Origin of the sequence: Polyangium sp. 6x1 (assembly GCF_029946515.1) — a bacterium.
Lineage (GTDB): Bacteria > Myxococcota_A > Polyangia > Polyangiales > Polyangiaceae > Polyangium.
The window spans coordinates 119,772-136,307 of the sequence record NZ_JARZHH010000003.1 but is presented as its reverse complement, the minus strand read 5'-3'; the positions used below and the strand labels follow the sequence as shown (position 1 = coordinate 136,307).

The 16,536-nt window shown below is 67.5% G+C and carries 18 protein-coding genes; 12 read left to right on the top strand and 6 right to left on the bottom strand.

All coding sequences use genetic code 11. The features are described from left to right. Positions 1–100: 100 nt before the first annotated feature. From QHF85_RS05595 to QHF85_RS05585, 3 genes are read left to right on the top strand one after another with little or no spacing between them, the layout of a single operon-like run. On the top strand, positions 101–727 hold the full coding sequence (locus tag QHF85_RS05595; RefSeq protein WP_281326011.1) for a DUF2271 domain-containing protein: 627 nt from the start codon (positions 101–103) through the stop codon (positions 725–727). 46 nt (positions 728–773) lie between these two features. Further along, positions 774–989 carry a DUF4266 domain-containing protein gene (locus tag QHF85_RS05590; protein ID WP_281326010.1) on the top strand — a complete coding sequence of 72 codons (216 nt, stop codon included), beginning with the start codon at positions 774–776 and terminating at the stop codon, positions 987–989. A 37-nt stretch (positions 990–1,026) separates the two neighbouring features. After that, positions 1,027–1,755, top strand: coding sequence for a hypothetical protein (locus tag QHF85_RS05585; RefSeq protein ID WP_281326009.1), 729 nt, complete (start codon positions 1,027–1,029; stop codon positions 1,753–1,755). A gap of 13 nt (positions 1,756–1,768) precedes the next feature. Here the strand turns inward: QHF85_RS05585 and QHF85_RS05580 are convergent, their stop codons facing one another. Together QHF85_RS05580 and QHF85_RS05575 are read right to left on the bottom strand one after the other, a co-directional pair. Further along, on the bottom strand, positions 1,769–2,983 hold the full coding sequence (locus QHF85_RS05580) for a DUF3570 domain-containing protein (RefSeq protein ID WP_281326008.1): 1,215 nt from the start codon (positions 2,981–2,983) through the stop codon (positions 1,769–1,771). Beyond that, entirely contained in the window at positions 2,983–3,378 is a 396-nt protein-coding gene (locus QHF85_RS05575) for a hypothetical protein (protein ID WP_281326007.1), read from the bottom strand. Before QHF85_RS05575 ends, QHF85_RS05580 begins: the two co-directional genes overlap by 1 nt. Before the next feature lie 165 nt (positions 3,379–3,543). On the opposite strand from QHF85_RS05575, the gene QHF85_RS05570 reads away from it, so the two are divergent. Next, positions 3,544–4,161: a rhomboid family intramembrane serine protease gene (locus QHF85_RS05570; RefSeq protein WP_281326006.1), complete on the top strand. Its 618-nt coding sequence runs from the start codon at positions 3,544–3,546 to the stop codon at positions 4,159–4,161. A 53-nt stretch (positions 4,162–4,214) separates the two neighbouring features. Then, positions 4,215–4,727, top strand: coding sequence for a hypothetical protein (locus QHF85_RS05565; protein WP_281326005.1), 513 nt, complete (start codon positions 4,215–4,217; stop codon positions 4,725–4,727). Positions 4,728–4,731: 4 nt separating this feature from the next. Here the strand turns inward: QHF85_RS05565 and QHF85_RS05560 are convergent, their stop codons facing one another. Then, positions 4,732–5,094, bottom strand: coding sequence for a hypothetical protein (locus QHF85_RS05560; RefSeq protein ID WP_281326004.1), 363 nt, complete (start codon positions 5,092–5,094; stop codon positions 4,732–4,734). Between the two features lie 56 nt (positions 5,095–5,150). Then, positions 5,151–6,851 carry a PHP domain-containing protein gene (locus QHF85_RS05555; protein ID WP_281326003.1) on the bottom strand — a complete coding sequence of 567 codons (1,701 nt, stop codon included), beginning with the start codon at positions 6,849–6,851 and terminating at the stop codon, positions 5,151–5,153. A gap of 146 nt (positions 6,852–6,997) precedes the next feature. Between QHF85_RS05555 and QHF85_RS05550 the strand changes: the two genes are divergently transcribed. The 3 genes from QHF85_RS05550 to QHF85_RS05540 all read left to right on the top strand — a co-directional run bounded on the left by QHF85_RS05550 (position 6,998) and on the right by QHF85_RS05540 (position 9,156). Continuing rightward, positions 6,998–7,201: a hypothetical protein gene (locus QHF85_RS05550; protein WP_281326002.1), complete on the top strand. Its 204-nt coding sequence runs from the start codon at positions 6,998–7,000 to the stop codon at positions 7,199–7,201. Between the two features lie 245 nt (positions 7,202–7,446). Further along, positions 7,447–7,851 carry an STAS/SEC14 domain-containing protein gene (locus QHF85_RS05545; RefSeq protein ID WP_281326001.1) on the top strand — a complete coding sequence of 135 codons (405 nt, stop codon included), beginning with the start codon at positions 7,447–7,449 and terminating at the stop codon, positions 7,849–7,851. 198 nt (positions 7,852–8,049) lie between these two features. Then, the gene (locus QHF85_RS05540) at positions 8,050–9,156 is read left to right on the top strand and encodes a M35 family metallo-endopeptidase (RefSeq protein ID WP_281326000.1); all 1,107 of its coding nucleotides are present in this window, start codon (positions 8,050–8,052) and stop codon (positions 9,154–9,156) included. 38 nt (positions 9,157–9,194) lie between these two features. Here QHF85_RS05540 and QHF85_RS05535 read toward each other — a convergent pair whose 3' ends face one another. Together QHF85_RS05535 and QHF85_RS05530 are read right to left on the bottom strand one after the other, a co-directional pair. Next, positions 9,195–10,220: a hypothetical protein gene (locus tag QHF85_RS05535; RefSeq protein WP_281325999.1), complete on the bottom strand. Its 1,026-nt coding sequence runs from the start codon at positions 10,218–10,220 to the stop codon at positions 9,195–9,197. A gap of 35 nt (positions 10,221–10,255) precedes the next feature. Further along, positions 10,256–12,226, bottom strand: a complete 1,971-nt coding sequence (locus QHF85_RS05530) for a c-type cytochrome (protein ID WP_281325998.1) — start codon at positions 12,224–12,226, stop codon at positions 10,256–10,258. Between the two features lie 125 nt (positions 12,227–12,351). Between QHF85_RS05530 and QHF85_RS05525 the strand changes: the two genes are divergently transcribed. The 4 genes from QHF85_RS05525 to QHF85_RS05510 all read left to right on the top strand — a co-directional run bounded on the left by QHF85_RS05525 (position 12,352) and on the right by QHF85_RS05510 (position 16,525). Continuing rightward, positions 12,352–12,687 (top strand): hypothetical protein, encoded by a 336-nt coding sequence (locus tag QHF85_RS05525; protein WP_281325997.1) that lies wholly within the window; start codon positions 12,352–12,354, stop codon positions 12,685–12,687. A 123-nt stretch (positions 12,688–12,810) separates the two neighbouring features. Further along, the gene (locus QHF85_RS05520; RefSeq protein ID WP_281325996.1) at positions 12,811–13,857 is read left to right on the top strand and encodes a hypothetical protein; all 1,047 of its coding nucleotides are present in this window, start codon (positions 12,811–12,813) and stop codon (positions 13,855–13,857) included. A gap of 25 nt (positions 13,858–13,882) precedes the next feature. Next, positions 13,883–15,052 carry a galactokinase gene (gene galK / locus QHF85_RS05515; protein WP_281325995.1) on the top strand — a complete coding sequence of 390 codons (1,170 nt, stop codon included), beginning with the start codon at positions 13,883–13,885 and terminating at the stop codon, positions 15,050–15,052. Between the two features lie 54 nt (positions 15,053–15,106). Beyond that, the gene (locus tag QHF85_RS05510; protein ID WP_281325994.1) at positions 15,107–16,525 is read left to right on the top strand and encodes a family 1 glycosylhydrolase; all 1,419 of its coding nucleotides are present in this window, start codon (positions 15,107–15,109) and stop codon (positions 16,523–16,525) included. The last annotated feature ends 11 nt before the right edge of the window (positions 16,526–16,536 follow it).

The window sequence follows — 16,536 nt, the reverse complement described above, 5'->3', positions numbered from 1 at the left end:
GCGATCTCTTCTAAGCTGAAGATGAAAGTAGAAGTCAACATCAACAGGGTACCTGGCGCCGATGGTCTGGTCAACGAGAAATGCGAAACGTCTCGCCCCCGTGTGGGCGGCAAGCCTCCTCGCGCCCGTGCTGCTCGCTTGTGGCCCCGCGACGCGGAGCGATCCCGCGTTCTGGGTACCTTATGGCGGAGACGGCGGCGGAGCAGCGGCGGACGCTGCGAGCAGCGGAGGAATGGGCGCGGGCGGCGCGGGCGGCGCGGGCGGGACCGGCGGCGGGGCGCCCGCCGGCGGCGCGCTCGCATTTCGCTTCACCACCGTCTCCCTCGACGGCGAATATGCTCCGAAAAACATCGGCGCCGTCTGGATCACGGACGCGCAGGATACGTTCGTCAAGACGCTCGAAGTGTGGGCGGCGAAGCGCGTGGAGCACCTCGTGCGCTGGGGCGCGGCATCGGGCACGAATGTCGTGGATGCGGTGACCGGTGCCACGAGGAAATCCCACGCCGAGCACGTGTCCACCTGGAATGGCACGGACACGGCCGGCGTCGAGGCCCCGGACGGCACGTATCGCGTGCACGTCGAATTCACCGAATGGAACTCGTCGGACTCCGGCGAGGCGCCCGGGCCGTGGATGGCGGTCGATTTCGTGAAGGGCCAAGACGCCCAGGATACGACCTTGCCGGACGAGCCCGCATTCATCGGAAGGCATCTCTCGTGGACACCCTGACGAGGGCCATTCCCTCGAACCCCTCCCTTTTCGATACGAGGTCTCCATGGTCCTGCGAACCACGCAGCTCGCATGCCTGCTCGTGCTCCTCTGCGGGCTCGCGGCCTGCACGCACGTCGCGCCTTACGAACGCGGGCGCCTCGCGCATCCGACGATGTCGGTCGGCCCCGTGTCCGGCCCCGGCGAATCCCACATGCAAGCGGTCCACGAAGGCGCGAGCGGCGGGTCGGCGAGCGCCGAGGGCGGCTGCGGCTGCAACTGACACGCGCTTGTGGTGGGGGGCGTGGCTCCTCGTCACAATGCTCGTGGTTTTTCCCAAAGAAACACTGGCCGCCGACGCGCCGCCGAAAAAAGCCCCCAGCCTGAACAATGGCCTCTCCTTGTCGCTCGTCCAGGATCTGGGGATCCACGCGGGCACCGACGTCTGCTCGCCGGAGAGCCAGCTCCACGGCGATTACGCCTGCTTCCGGGACGCGGGGACGCAATACCACGGCACACCGCTCGTCGGGCGCGGCGGGGAGGTGCGCCCTGGCCTCCAGATCGCGACGACGCGGATGCTACTCGGCTTCGACCGCGTGGTTTTCGAGAACCTCTCGCTCGGATTGCGCCTCGGGTGGGTGCTCCGCGGGGGCGGGCCGCGGCCGAGCGGGGCCGAGGCGCCGGAGTTTTTGCCTTTTCACGGCGAGATCCGCGCGGGATACACGTTCGGCGCCCGGCCCTTCGCGAGGCCAGGGCTCCGGGGCTCCGTCTTCGTCACCGCCGGCATCGCGCAATTCGACACCGAATACCGGGTCGTCGTGGAAGAGGACACGACGAAGCCGCCGCCCGCGAGCCAGCTCGACAATCCCCCCTCGCAGACGCTCAGCGCGTACCGAAAATCCGGCACGGGCTTCGTCGGCCTCGGGGTCGCGGCGACCTATGCGATCTCGCCGTCGCTCGGCGTCTCTGCCGCCTTGCGGTTCACGAAGCCCTTTCCCTCGACGGGCACGCTCCTCTCGCCCGAGCTCTCCTTCTTTTACGCTTTCTGATGCGATATCGGCGTCAGTCGAAGGCCGCTTGCAGGGCGAGCGCCGAGAACAAGGCATTGCGCCGCGTGAGGTAGAGCGCGTCGAGGTAATGCGTGAAGACGCCGTCCACCTGGAGGCTCACCGTGAAGATCGGGCCGAGCTTCACGGACACCCCTCCCCCGGCCGTCAGCGTCCAGAGCGGCCCGAGCTCGCGATCCCCGGTCCGGATCGCGGGAATCGTGATCGCGCCATCCGCCGCGACGGACACCACGGTCGCGCGCTGCCAGAAATCGGCGCCGGTCTGCGCATGGAAGCGCAGGCGGGGCCATACCGTGACGAACCGCCCGATGTCGATCGAATACCGTACGTCCGTCGTGCTCGCGGCCATTCCCCACGTGTCCGTGTAAAGCCTCTCCTCCACGCGCAGCGTGGCGGCCGAACGGCGATGCGCGAGGCGCCCGGTCAGCGCGAATCGGTTCCGCACGAGAGGCAGCGCCTCCAGGGGGCGCGCATGCAGGCGAAGCGCGCTGACGAGCGCGACGCTCGCGCCGGCGGGGACCTCCTCGGCGGCGGCCGCTTCGAAGAGGGGCACGTAACGATAAGGTTTGGCCTGATTTCCCCGCTCGAACATGCCGTCGAGCTGGATCGCTCCGATTGTCGAGCGATTCATGACGACCGTGAGCCCAGCGTTCACGTCGTGCCGCTCGAGCGTCCATCCGAACACGTCGAACGGGGTCCCCGCGCGTCCTGCCGTATCGTGCCGGTACGAATACCCGAGCAGCAACCCGTAGTTCTTGTCGTCGAGCTCGAGCGTCCCTTGGAGCCCTGCCGATATCGACAAATAATCGGGCTCACGCGACAACGATGCATGCGCAGAGGCCCCGAGGTCTCCTTTCTCGTAGCCCCCTTCGAGGGATGCGGCGTGACGAACCTCCGTCCAGGGAGGCGACGCGGTGGCCACGATATCGGCCGACGCGGCGGTCACGACGTCGACGAGATACCGACCGCCCAAGGACCATCCTGCCGTCGGGCTCGAAATCGTACCTGCGATCGTCGGGGTGACGACGCCGACGTGGGTATCGTCGAGATAAAACGACGTCTCGGCGCTGGCGGTGGCGTCGAGGCTCGACGTGGCCTGACGCTTGGCCGTCGTCGGTGCTTTGGGGTCACCCGCGAACGAATGGGAAGGATGCAGGACCGACGAAAGGAGAGCGCAGAGGAGCGCGATCTCACGGTGCCTGAAAAACATCAATCGTCGTCGTCCTCTTCCTCTTCGTCGTCGTCGTCGTCGTCATCATCGTCGTCATCATCATCGTCGTCATCATCATCGTCGTCGTCGTCGTCATCATCATCGTCGTCGTCGTCATCATCATCGTCGTCGTCGTCGTCGTCGTCGTCGGGCGGCGGAAATGAGCCCGATCCCGTGGAGCTGCTGGCCGTCGCGTCACTGCCGCCGGCCCCTCCGGCGCCGCCCGTGCCGGAACCGGTGGTCGTGCTCGGGTCGTCGGTCGCGGCCTCATCCACGACCTCCACCGTTTTGCGCGTCTGATCGTGGCTATCGAGCGCCGCGCAGGCAGGAACGCCGACGAAGAGAGCCGGTGCGACGACGGATGTCAGGCAACGCAATAGAACGCGGTCACGCATACATCCCCCCGAACATCACGAGTGCTCCTCCTGCGAAACAGCCCGGATCACGTGTTTCTTCTGACATCATGGCCAGCTTCTACTGGAGGAATCATGAAAATGCAAGTGATTTTCAACAACGAGAGCAAGAGGCGCGGCGCACGCGGACCGTGATATCCTACCGCCATGAACGATCTCCCGGCGCGTCTCCTCGCCTCGCCCGTCCCCGTCTTGCTGATTGCTTCCGTGGCGATCGTGAGCCTGCTCGGGTGGACCTCCGAGCCTGTGCGGCGCGCGCTGATCCTGATTCCCTACCAGGTGCGCAAGAACGGGCACATCCATCGCCTGCTCACCGCGGGGTGGGTGCACGCGGATTTCTCCCATCTCGCGTTCAACATGTTCTCGCTGTACTTCTTCACGGAGCAAACCATTCGCGTGCTCGGCGTGACGCGGTACCTCGCGCTGTACGTCACCGCGGTGATCGTCGGGTTCATCCCCACGACCCTCCGGTACATGCGAAAACCGAATTACAGCTCGCTCGGGGCCTCCGGCGCCGTGGCCGCCGTGATGTTCAGCGCCGTCCTCCTGGTCCCGAAGCTCAAGCTCCAGCTCATGTTTCTTCCCATTCCGGTGCCAGGCATCGTGTTCGCCGTGGCCTACCTCGCCTACAGCGCCTGGCACTCCTATACCGCCGGCGACGACATCAACCACGACGCGCATTTCTCCGGCGCGGTCTACGGCGCCCTGCTCACGTATGCCTTCGAGCCGGCGCGCGTGGAGCGAACGCTGAAGAGCTTCTTTTGACGGACCGACTTCCCTCTTGTATCGGGCAGCCCGCGGTGGAATGCTCGCGCGCCATGCGGCCCTTTTCCCGCCTCGCAGGCCCTGGCATTTGCCTGATGCTCGGCCTCTTGCTCTCGGCTTGCGCGGTCGACGAATACACGCCCCCTGCGCCGCCGGGCCAGGGCAACGAGGAAGCCTGCACGTCGCTCACCGAGATCGCGGCAGGCGAGTCCCTGTCGCTCTTCGACGACACGAGCCGGGGGGCGGACTTGACGACGCAGAGCCCGAGTTTCAGCGAGTGCATGCCAGGCGAGAGAATCGGCAAGGAGCTCGTCTTTCCCGTCCGGCCCTCGTCGTCGGGCACGCTCGTCGCGACGCTCCATCCCCAGTACGCGCACCACTGGCTGCACACATGGACCTCGTGCCCCGGCAGCGAAGGCGACGTGCTCGATTGCTCGATCGGATCGACGATCGATGACCAGGACGTCAATCAGATCGACGTCCTGGCGGACGCGACCTATCACGTCATCGTCGACGGGTGGATGGACGAGGCAGGAGAGTTCGAGCTCGTGCTCGAGCTCAAATGACGCGCTACTCGACGACCGCCTGCATGAATCCCTTCATGAACGCGCGGAGGTCGCGCGTCGGGATCATGTCCATCATGCGAGGCACGTGGCCCTTCAGCCATTGCAGGATCGCCAGGGTGTCGCGCTTCATGACGAGCACGACGAGCTCGCCGAGCACCTCTTCCCCGAGCTCATTTCCCACGATGGAGAAGATCTGCCGTCCGAGCTCGTAGCCACAATCGGTGAAGCTCTTCTCGCCCGATCGCGCCTCGTACACGAGGACACGGAAAAACAGCGGGCAGGCATTGGAGACGGGGCCACGTCCCGGCAGGGTCCGCGGGCGGGCTGGGCTGCCGGGGCGGGTGTCGTTCTTCGTTCTGGGGGTCATGCCGATACGCCGGTGCGAGGATCGTACCCGGAGCACCTGCAACTTCGGCGCCCACCTCAATGGATGGGCCTGACCGCCGCCGCGAAGCCTTCGGGGCCGAGCGTATTGAGCACCTCGCCCCGGCGGAGCCCACCTCGCCGCGCCACCCCCACGCCGAAGCGCAGCGACGAGAGGCCCTTCGTCGAATGCGCGTCCGTCGAGATGACGAAGCGAATCCCGCGCTTGCGCGCCTCCTTCAACCAGCGCGGCTCCATGTCGAGCCGGTACGGGTCCCCGTTGACCTCGATCGCGGCCCGCGACGAGGCAATCACGTCGAGCACCTCCTCGACCCGGCAAGCGAAGGGCTCGCGCCGCAAGAGCAGACGGCCGAGCGGGTGGCCCCATATCTTGAAGATCGGCTGCCGCATCGCGTCCACGAGCCTCTGCGTCATCGCCGCTTCGTCCATCTTCATGCGTGAATGGACGCTCGCGATCACCACGTCGAGCTGCTCCAGGATGGTGTCGGGGTAATCGAGCGCGCCGGTCGCGAGGATGTCCGATTCCGTCCCGCGCAAGAGCTTGATCTTCACCCGCTCCTGGACGCGCGCGATCTCGTCCCACTGCGATTTCAAACGATCGAGCTCCACGCCCCTCGCGTAATGCGCCGTCGGCGAATGATCCGTGATCGTGAGATATTTCATCCCCATCGCCTCGGCCGCGCGCGCCATGTCCTCGATCGTGTCGTTGCCATCCGAAAAGACGGTGTGGCAATGCACCATGCCCAGGATGTCGCTCTGCGTGACGAGATCGGCGAAATCGTCACGCCGCGCCGCAAGGACCTCCCCGTCTCCCTCGCGGAGCTCGGGCGGCACGGGATGCAGGCCGAGCGCCCGGTACACCTGCGTCTCGCTCTCGATGCTGACGAGCGCGCGCATTCCATCGAGATCGAGGCCGCGCTCCGCGGCCGCTCGGCCGAGCTCGGCGAGGTGCGCCGGGGAGCCTGTATGCGTCAAAAGAGCCGCGGCGTATCGATCGGGCGGCGACACGTGCACGGACGCCCGCACGTCTCCCGCGAGAAAGAGATCGACCTGTTGCGCGTCTCGACTCCGTACCCGCGTCACACGCGGAAATCGCTCGGCGTGATCGAGAACCGCAAGGGCCTCGTCGCTCGACACGACGACGTTCACCTCCGAAACCGTCTCGCAAAAACGGCGCACCTCACCGGCGAGATCCGCCTGCTTCACCGCGGGGAAGGCGCGGAGGTGGTCGAGCAGCGGCTCCGCGACGCCCAGCGCGTCGACGAGCAGCACCCGCGCCTCGCGGGACTCCCGCTGCGCGATCGCCTCGAGCAGGCTCTGCTGCGTCTTCGGGCCGAATCCCTTCACCGAGCGGACGCGGCCCGCGGCGCAGGCCTGCCGCAGTTCCTCCACGCTCGTGATTCCCAGCGCGTCGTGGAGCACCTGGATTTTTTTCGGGCTGAGCCCGGGAATCTCGCAAAGCTCGAGCACGCCGGGCGGCAGCGATGCGCGGAGCTTCGTGAGCAGCTCGGATTGCCCCGTTCGGACGATCTCGGTGATGATGGAAGCGAGCGACGCGCCAATGCCGGGCACCTGCGTCAGGCGCTCCTCCGCGACCAGCCGGCCGAGGTCCTCGGAGAGCGCCTCGACCGCAGACGCGCCATTCTCGTAGGCCTGCACCTTGAACGAGCTCTCCTCTTTGCATCGGAGCAGTGCCCCGATCTCGCGAAGCGCTCGGGCGACATCGAGCTTGTCCACCATCGTGCTCATCCTCTCCAGCCAGTACCAACAGGCACAGGACCGAGGCCCTGTCAAGCCTGGGACATTTCCTGTCCGCTTCCGCTTTCTTTTCCGTGGACGATGGCGCCGTCGGGCGGCCATCCTTTCTTTCCCTCGAGGAGGTCCCCTTGCCGCAAGCGCACCTGCAAGCGAAGCCGCACCCGCTCGCCGTCGTCGTGGTGATCGCGACGTGTTTGCTCGGCGCGTACGCGCTCCTCTCCCGCGCGCCCGTCCTCGTGCATCCGTCGACGCTCGAAATGACGCCCGCGAGCGATTCCGACGATATGCCGGCGCCGCTCCGTGATACAGCGGCGCCCGGACGCCGATACTGAGCGATCTCCTCTCGCCGTTTTTCCTTCTATAACACTTCCGCCATTGCGCCGCGCATTCCCCTCCCTCGGGCCGTGCGCGTCTGCCGCGGCGCAGCGCGCAAGCAAGGCACGTCCGTCATCCTGCTGACGCGCCGCACCAAGGTAATACGGCTCTCCCGAAGGGGCGCGTTCGGCGCGCTGTTTTTGCTTGGTTTCACGTATCGGCTTCGGCACGATCTACGCTCGCTCGTGTCGCGAGACACCTGATGAGGGAGAATCATACGGTATTTTTCGAGCCGCCGGATACGGCCGTGTGGAGATTCGTCGGCGACATCAGCGAGGCGGAGATGCGCGAGCTGACGTTGCAGGAAGGATCCCTCATCGCGGGCCGTCCGTATCTCCTGAAGCTCGTGGATCTCTCGCGCATCGGGTCCGTCAGCGCGGGCGCGCGCAGGGCGGGGGCGGAGAAGGTGCACGACGTCCCCGTGCTCGGCGTGGCCATCTTCGGGGCGCACTTCGCGATCCGCGTCCTCGCGGACCTCGTCGTGCGCGCCGGCAGCTTCCTCCGGCGAATCGACACGGTGCCCACACGCTATTTCGCGACGGAAGCCGAGGCCCGCGCGTGGCTCGCCGAGCGACGCGCGCTCCTCACGACCGAACACCGGGGCTGAACCTCGCAATCGCGAGCGCGCCCATTTCGGTCACTCGAGTGACCACCCGTCGGTATCACCACGGCCTGTTTTTTCGTCCCTCCGTCGATTTTTTTCGATTTCATTTCGAAAACAGAAATTGTACGTTTGGAGGACAGTGAGGAGTCTCCTTCGTCGGGCTGTCACCGCCGGTCGCTCCTCCTGTCCAGGGGTCCAACGATGAGCAAGAAGCTTCCTTTCAAGTGGCTGGCTCTGGGTGCTGCGAGCGCGATGCTGCTCGGCGCGTGCGTCGTTCAGGATGACGAGGACGGGGCGGGCAACGAAGTCGTGGTCGACGAGGGAATGGATCCTGCCGCGGGGGACCTCGCGGTCGAGCTCTCCGTCGACAAGATATCCGTGAGCCCGACCGAGAGCGTGACGGTCACGGTGAAGCTCACCAACACGACGAAGCGCTCCATCCGCCTGCCCGCGTGGTATGCGCCCGGCGAGGATCTCGAAGAGGATCTCTTCCTCGTCACGCACGACGGGCAGCCGGTGGCGTTCACGGGCCCGCATTACAAGAGGCCGGCGATGTCGGACGAGGATTACGTCGTGCTCGGCCCGGGCAAGACCGTGACGCGCACGGCCACGCTCTCGGGCTTCTACGATCTGACGCAGACGGGCACGTACACCGTCCAGTACGCGGCCGACATGCTTTCGTCCGTGACGAAGCAGGCGGTCTCGATCGATTCGAATGAGGTGAGCCTGTGGATCGAGGGCCGCGCGAACGCGCCGTCGCCCCAGTTCATCAAGGCCCCGGGCCCGCAGAGCTTCGGGAGCCTCGGCTTCAACAAGTGCACCGCCGACCAGCAGACCACGGTCACGCAGGCGCTCGGCGCCTCCAGCACCATGGCGAACGGCGCGGTCGCCTACCTCGGCGGCTCGCCCTCGGCGACGCCGCGGTATACCACGTGGTTCGGCGCATTCTCGACGAACGGCTGGGGCACGGCGAAGAGCCATTACGCGGCCATCAAGGACGCGATCGATTCGAAGTCGCTGAACTTCGATTGCGGCTGCAAGAAGAAGTACTACGCGTACGTGTATCCGAACCAGCCGTACAACGTGTATCTCTGCAGCGTCTTCTGGAGCGCACCGCTCTCCGGCACGGACTCCAAGGGCGGCACGATCATCCACGAGCTCTCACACTTCGACGTCATCGCCGGCACGGACGACTGGGTGTATGGCCAGTCCGGTGCGAAGTCGCTCGCGATCTCCGATCCGACGAAGGCGCTGAACAACGCCGACAACCACGAATACTTCGCCGAGAACACCCCCGCCCTGCAGTGACCGCGCGCGCGCGCCGCCCGCACCTCACGCCCCTCGACCTACTGGAAGATATCGGGCTCCGGCTCGTACAAGAAGACCCGCGCGCGGGGCTCCGCCTCGACCGACGTCTGGCTCACGGCGACGCCCCCCGGCTGGGCCGGCGGTAGTTTTTCCTGGTTTTTCGGTGGAAACCACCGCCGCAGCCAGCGGCTCATGATCACGAACGTCCCGACGCCGCTCCGCCCTGTCCCCACGGGGATCGCGTACGTCGTGAATGTCTCCGTCGTCTCGCCGCGCACCGGCAAAAACCCGCCTGCGACCTTCGTCTCCTTTGCCTCGAATCCGAGGAGCACCTCCGGCAAGACGAACACGACCCGCGTCTCGTCCCCCCGTTTGTCCTGGTATGCATTCACGCGGCCCGGCAGGATCGGCGCGGCGAGGACGCGCGCCCTGCGCGTCACGCGGAGGTCGGGCGTGCCTTCGAGCATTCCTTCCACGCGCTCGACGGCGATCCCGTCGCCGTCGGCGCGATCGAACGACAGATACGAGAGAGCCCCGGTGATCAGGCTGCGCCCCTTGTCGGCCGGTTTGTCCTCGAAGCGCCCGAGCACCCGCCCGCTGCCCATCCCCTGAAACTCCGGCTCGGCGTAGAACGGCGAGGGCCACTCCTCCTTGCGGATCCTGAACTCGCCGCAATGCCCCGGCGGCATCAAGCGAACCTCCCCCACGGGCCCATCGAGCCACGGAAAGGCCCTTCCATTCCCGTCCACGATGCGGAGCGGCCGCACGCCCGTGAGCCCCGGCCCGTCCTTCGGCGCTTCCTGCACCTCCTCCTTCGGCAGGTCGGCGATACGCACCTCGATCATCCGCACGACGCGGCGGATCAGCGCCTGATCGATCGAGGTTTGTCGGGAGCAACAGATCGCGTCGTGCTGGCAACACGAAGGGGCCTTCGGGGCCTTCGCCGGCTTCGTGGGGAGCGGCGGAGGCGCCTCCCAGCCGGGCGGCGGCGCGGGCTCGTCCGCCGCGCGCGCGGGCCCTCCCTGGGTCGAGAGCAGCGCCGCGCCGAGCACGAACGAAGCCACGTTTCGCATTCTCGTCCCTCGCGCCGAGCACTCCATCACAACGTCTCCAAATAGGCGAGCAGCGCCTTCTTGTCCGCGCCGCTCAGCGTGCCGGGGAACATGCGTTGATCCTTCGCCGAGAGCATTTCATCGAGCGTCGAGTACCGCCCGTCGTGATAATAAGGCGCGGTCCCGCGCACGCCGAGCAGGGACGGCGTGTCGAAATCGGAGCGGCGCTCGCCTTTTTGCCCGCTGCCCACGTCGTGCGGCTTCCCGTCCATGCCGCCGTCCTTGTGACAGCCATTGCAGCCATAGGCCACGTACACCTGCTTGCCTCGCTCCGAAAGATCCGGCTCCTTCGGCTTCGTCTGCGGCGGCGGGGGCAGCGACGACACGTACGCGAGCAGCGCCTCGTAATCCTCCTCTGAATGCTTCGCGAGGCCGGTCCCGCCGAGCCGCGTGAATGTCTCATTCAAATGGTCCCGCACCGTCGCGTGCTCTCCGAACCATCCATAAGGACCCGTGCTCGCGACGCGCCCCGCGAGCATCGGCGTCTGCCGCACGCCATCGGGGCTCGTCCAGACGAGCCCGTCCTCGCGCCCTTCCGGATGACAGCTCGCGCAGCCGCGGCCCATGCCGAGGCGCGCGTCCCGCGTCGTATGAAACAACCGCCGGCCTCGCTCGATCTTCGCGTCCCGCGTGACGCCCGATCGCCGCCAGAGCGCGACGCTCGTCACGCCGAACGATTCACGCTCGATACGCGAGAGCGCTCGATCCATCTCCGACCAGACGAACACGCGTTTCCCGTCGTCGGAGAGCACGAGCGAGCTCGGCCCCGCGGGCAGCGCGATCCGCCGTCGCTCGGCGATGCTCGGATCCCCGACCCACGGATCCATCTCGATCATCGCGTCGATGTCGAGGCACGCGACGAAGAGGCCATTGTCGTCGGCGGCCGCGCTCCGCGGAAGGATGCAATCCTGCCCGAACGCCGCGTTGAACACGCCTGCCACGTGATTCGTGATCGACCGCTTCGCGCCCGGATCGACCACGCTCACGAGCTGCGCCATCGTCCGCGGCCCCTGACCGGATCCGCCATATCCGATCGTCACCCCCACGGCCGGCGCGCCTGGATCCACGCTCGTATGCGGCGCGAAGATCCGGAGCGCGTCGCGCGTCCCGTCGCTGCGCGTCCCGACCACACGCGCGAGCGCATACCCTTGCGAGGCTTTGCGTGGTGTTTTGTCGTCAAACGATCCATCCGCGCCGATGCTCCGCCCCGCGTGCAGCGAGATCGCCTCGGGCTCCTTCGCCGCGTCTTTCCAATGCACCACCGACACGACGCCCCCCACGGCGTGCGTGACGAACGCCTCCGCGCCCGCGTTCGCCACGATCACCGCGCGTGGCTCGCGCGGCAGCGCGATCACCCGCGCGACCGAGAGATCGGCCGTCGCGAGCACCGTGAGCGCCCCGCCGAACCCGCTCGTCACGAGGAGCGAGCCGCCCTCCTCCGCGAGCGCCCACGGCTCGGCCGCGACGTCCACCGCGCATCGCGCCTCGAAGGGTTTCGCGAGCGCCTCGTCGGCGGGCTCGAGCAGGAGCACGCGCGACGTATCGCGCAGCCCCACGGCGACGAGGCCTCCTTCGAGCGCGAGCACGTGCCCGGGCCGGCCTTCGAGCGGCGTCACCGACACCTGTCGCATCGAACCCGTGTCGACCACGTGGAGCGCCCGCTCGTCGTAGTCCGCGACGAGCGCCAGCGTTTTGTCGCCCGCGCGCACGAGCGTCACCGCCGAGCTCGCGCCGCCGGCCGCGGCGCGCTCGAAGCGACGGGGCGATCGCGCCGCGCAACGCGCTGGTTCGCTCGACGCCGCAGATGCCGCGGGCGTGGCCGGAGGAGCCGATGCGCTCGGCGCAGCACCGACGTTCTCCTCGCTACGATGGTTGGAGGTGCAACCGCTTTGGGCGACGCCGCACGAGACGAGGGACGCGGCGAGGGCCGCGTGTTTCCAGGGAGAGCGACGGTTCATCTTGATCGCGGCCTTTCGTGTCCGCGTGATCCGCGAGATTTTTTCGCGCTGCCTCGTTTCTGCGTCAAGGACCACGCGCGAAACCTTCTTGGGGCGAGCGTGTTCCCTCTGCTAGGATGTCCCTCGTGACGACGCCGAACGACGTGATGGACGACGCCCCGAGCACGCGGCGGGTCCTCCCCGATACGCTGGAGCGCGAGAGGGCCGAGCGCACTTCCCAGAGCGCCCCCGCCCCACGCGGCGCTCTCTACGAGGTCGTCATATCGTACAAGGAGCCGACGTTCGCCGAGCACGCGGGCCAGGAGGCTCGGACCTTCCGCGGCACGTTCCGTATCGAGGCCGCCGACGAGGAAGACGCGCGCGTCCGCGCCATCGCCGAGTTTCGCCGCATCCAGGCAAGCTCGTCCGTGGGCTGGCAGCGCGAAATCGTCGACATCGCCTGTCGCCGCGCTGACGCCTGATCACCGCGCCGGGTGACGCGCGGCGGGATGCATGTATACACCCCGCGCGACTCCCGATATGCTCTCCGGAGCAAGCCACGCGCACCACGAAACCACCTCGCGCGGGCCGCACGGCGCAACGTCATGCGAACCCTCCTCCGCGGTCTCACGGCGCTCACCCTGCTTTCGCTCTCCCTGACCGCGCGCGCCGGCGACGCCGACGAGCCGCATCAAAAGGACGGCGAGCCGACGTCCCCGGACAAACCCGCCGAGGCGAAGCCCGCCGCGGACCCCGCAGCGCCCGACGAGCGCCGCCCGCGCTCACTCGATCTCAGCGTCTTCTATGTCCCCTGGGGTATGCACTACACCCGCTCGGCCATCGGCACGACGCTCGGCTACAAGATTCCGCTCGTGCAAAAAAAGGGGGTCTTGTGGGATTCGACGAACGTCACGATCGGCGTGCGTGACGTCTATGGCTTCGTCAACAATACCGTCGGGCCCTTCGTCGACATCACCCCGATCGCGTTCTTCCGACTGCAGGTCCAGGGCGCCTACGATTATTTCATCAAGGAGCCGTTCAACGGCGGCCTCCGCGTCATGACCCCGCTCGGCCGCGAGCGCCTCGCCGCGGGGCAGCTCACGCGCGGCAGCCTGGCCGCCGTCGACTGGGTCAACCAGGAGGACGGCGAGGGAATGGATAACCCGGCCCATTTCCTCGCCCCCATCAATCACGGGGGCTTCCGTCTCCGGGTCCTCCCCACGCTCCAGGGCAAGGTCGGGCCCATCGCCTTTCAATACAACTTCACCGCCGACTGGAACTACTACACCGCTCCGGGCGCGGGCCCCGACGACGTCTATCACGACAACTTCACGTTCACCCTGCGCAAGCTCGAGGATTTCAGCCACGCGCACGAGCTCCTCGTCGCCTATGCGGCCCCCGTCCCGAAGCCCGGCGAGCTCTTGCTCGGCGTGAGCAGCCGGTATCAGCGCGTCCTCGGCACGGGCCTCGAACAGCTCACCCTGCACGCGGTCGCCTTCGGCCGCTGGCCGAAAAAGTTCCTGTCGAATCGCATGTCGCCTTTCGCCATCGCGCAGCTCGGCACGAACCTCATCGATCCGATGTGGCAATACGCATTCTCCTGGATCCTCGTCATAGGCGCCGATTTCAACCTGTACAAATCGAAGACCTGAGCCTGGATCGGGTCACCGAGCGCTCATGAGAGATACCGTCGACGCGCGGTCCCACTTCGAGGCGCATTTCGGCCGGAGAAGCCACGGGCCACGGGCGTTTTTCGCCCCCGGCCGCGTCAACCTCATCGGCGAGCACACCGATTACAACGACGGGTTCGTCCTGCCCGTCGCGCTCGAGCTCGGCGTCACCGTCGTCGCCGCGCCCCGCGACGATCGCACGATTCGCGTGCACAGCCTGGATCTCGACCAGACCGCAGAACTCGACCTCGACCGCCCCGGGGCCGGCAGGACCGGCCGGTGGGTCGATTACATCGAGGGCATCGCACACATCGTCGATTCGAGGATCCACACGCTCCGCGGCGCGGACCTCCTCGTCACGGGCGACGTACCGCACGGCGCGGGCCTCTCGTCCTCGGCCGCCCTCGAAATGGCGACCGGCTTCGCGCTGCTCTCGCTCGCGGGCGCGACGGTGGACCGCGTGGCGCTCGCCCTCGCCGGCCAGGCCGCCGAGCATACGTTCGTGGGCACCCGATGCGGCATCATGGACCAGCTCGTCTCCGCGTGCGCCCGCGCGGGCGCGGCCTTGCTCGTCGATTGCCGCTCGCTCGCGACCGAGGCCGTCCCCCTGCCCGCCGGCCCCGTCGCAATCCTCGTGACCGACACTCGCAAAAAGCACGCCCTCGCCACGTCCGAATACAACACCCGCCGCGCGGAATGCGAGCGTGGGGTCGCGCTCCTCGGCGGCGCCCTCCCCGGGATCCGCGCGCTCCGCGACGTCACGGAGGAGGCCTTCGCCGAGAATACCTCGCTCCTCCCCGACCCCATTCTTCGCCGCGTGCGTCACGTCGTCACCGAGAATGCACGCACGCAATCGGCCGCCCAGGCCCTCCGGCGCGGCGACATCGCGGCCGTCGGCGCCTCGTTCGTCGCGTCGCACCGATCCTTGCAGCACGACTACGAGGTGAGCTGTCCGGAGCTCGACGCGCTCGTCGACCTCGCCGTCGCCCAGCCGGGCGTCCACGGCGCGCGCATGACCGGCGGCGGGTTCGGCGGCTCGACCGTGTCCCTCGTCGACGAATCCGCGCTCGACGCGGTCATGGCTGCGGTCCGCGACGGCTACCGGAGCCGCTTCGGCGTCGAACCCGGCTTCCTCGTCACGCGCGGCGGCGCGGGCGCGCGTGAAATCGAGCTCTGAGCTGCAAGGCCTCTTTCCGCCCGAGCACGGCCAGCTTATAAAGCCGCCGGCCTCATGAACCTCGGACGCCTCGCCCGCATGGGTTACGCCGCGCTCACCCGAGATCCGCACCCGCCCCCGTGCGTCCTCGGCGCAAAGGACGCGCTCTCCTCGTTGCCCTCGGCCTTGCCAGCGGGTTTTCTGCTCGGCACCGCGACGGCCTCGCACCAGATCGAGGGCGGCCTCGACAACGACTGGACCGACTGGGAGCGCGGGGCGTTTCCCGGCGGCGAGCCCCATATCAAGGATCGCGCGGTCTCGGGCGCCGCGTGTGATTCGTGGAACCGCATCGACGAGGACATCGCGCTCATGCGCCGGCTCGGCGCGAATGCATATCGATTCAGCGTCGAATGGAGCCGCCTCGAGCCGACGGAGGGCGCGTGGAACGAGGAGGCCGCGGATCGATACCTCGCCTGGGCGCTCGCCCTCCGCGCGGCCGGCATCGAGCCCATGGTCACGCTCCACCATTTCACCTTGCCTCGCTGGGTGGCGACGCAAGGCGGATGGATGAATGATCGGACGATCGAGCTCCTCGCGGCCTTCTCGCGCAGGGTCGCGAAAAAGCTCGGCCCGGCGGTCGATCTCTGGTGCACGATCAACGAGCCCAACGTGCTCGCGACGCTCTCCTACGTGAAGGGGATCTTTCCGCCGGGCCTCTCGGATCAACGCGCTGCCGCGCGGGTGCTCTCGCGCATGCTCGTGGCCCACGCGCGCATGGCCGAGGCGATCCGCGAGGCGGATACGACGGACGCGGACGGCGACGGGCACGCCACGCGAATTGGAATCGCGCACCACGTCCGCATCTTTCAGCCAGCGACCCGCTCTCCGCTCGATCGGCTGGTCGCCGGCTTCACCGACCGTTTCTTCAATGAGGCCATCGCGTCCGCGCCGTTCACGGGCCGCGTCGAGCTCGCGATTCCCGGGGTCATCGAGATCGACGTGGCCGTCCCGGACCTCGTCGGCTCCTACGATTACATGGGCATCAATTACTACGGCCGCGACCACGTCCGGGCCGACCTCCGCGATCCTTCGCTCTCCAAGCAATACGTGCCCGCCGATCGGCCCGTCAGCGACCTCGGCTGGGACATCTACCCCGAAGGCCTCTACCAGGTCTTGAAGCGATATGGCGCGCTCGGGCTCCCCGTGTACGTCACGGAGAACGGCATCGCGGACAAGGACGGCGAGGTCCGCCCCTCGTTCCTGCGCTTCCATTTCGAGGCGCTCGTGCGCGCCGCGCGCGAGGGTGTCGACGTACGCGGCTATTTCCACTGGTCGCTCCTCGACAACTTCGAATGGGCCGAGGGCTACGAGCCCCGCTTCGGCCTCTTCCGTGTCGACTACGACAGCCCCGACAAACGGCGCACGCCCACGCCCGCGGTCGAGACGTTCCAGGAGATCGCGCGCGGACTCGGGCTCCGGCCCGAAGCCGGTTAGCCCCTCGCTTC